Source organism: Coprococcus sp. AF21-14LB (assembly GCF_003458885.1).
In the GTDB taxonomy this organism is placed as follows: domain Bacteria; phylum Bacillota; class Clostridia; order Lachnospirales; family Lachnospiraceae; genus UBA9414.
In genome coordinates this window covers 1-743 of sequence record NZ_QRVX01000138.1, presented here as the reverse complement: position 1 = coordinate 743, position 743 = coordinate 1, and the positions used below count along the sequence as shown (strand labels likewise).

Annotated in this window: 1 protein-coding gene; it reads left to right on the top strand. The window is 33.2% G+C overall.

What is annotated here, in order from left to right; genetic code table 11:
- Positions 1 to 129: 129 nt before the first annotated feature.
- A complete protein-coding gene (locus DWX73_RS13405) occupies positions 130 to 639 on the top strand; it encodes an ATP-binding protein (protein WP_118349146.1) in 510 nt (169 codons plus the stop codon).
- Positions 640 to 743: the final 104 nt, after the last annotated feature.

The window sequence follows — 743 nt, the reverse complement described above, 5'->3', positions numbered from 1 at the left end:
ATTTAACAATACTACTTTTAGGACTTGCTTTCCACTGTTTTGTTATATAAAACAGAAAATCGCTATGCCACAGCCTTGGCAGGCCATCGCGTAGCGATTTTGTTCAATTAGAGTTTCAGGAGATAAAAAATGATTATTTTAATAACAGGTGCATCGCATACAGGTAAGACTGTGCTTGCTCAAAAATTGCTCGAAAAATATAAATATCCCTATTTTTCAATAGACCATTTGAAAATGGGTTTAATTCGTAGTGGTTATACGAAACTCACACCTGAAGATGATGCCGAACTTGAAGCATATATGTGGCCTATTATTCGTGAAATGATGAAAACAGCCATAGAAAACAAGCAAAATCTTGTTATTGAAGGTGGGTATATTCCTTTCGATTGGAAAAAGGATTTTACAGAGGAGTATCTTGATAATATTAAATTTTATTGTCTTGTGATGAGTGAAAACTATATTAAAAATCATTTTGACGATATAAAAAAATACGCAAGTGCAGTAGAAAATCGTATAGATGATGATTGGTGTACTATGGAAAGTGTTTTAGAAGATAATGTGCAGTTTTCGGAACTTGCCAAAAAGCATAATGCCAATATTGTACTTGTTGATGATAAGTATGAAATAAATATTGATTGAACAAAATCGCTACGCGATGGCCTGCCAAGGCTGTGGCATAGCGATTTTCTGTTTTATATAACAAAACAGTGGAAAGCAAGTCCTAAAAGTAGTATTGTTAAATC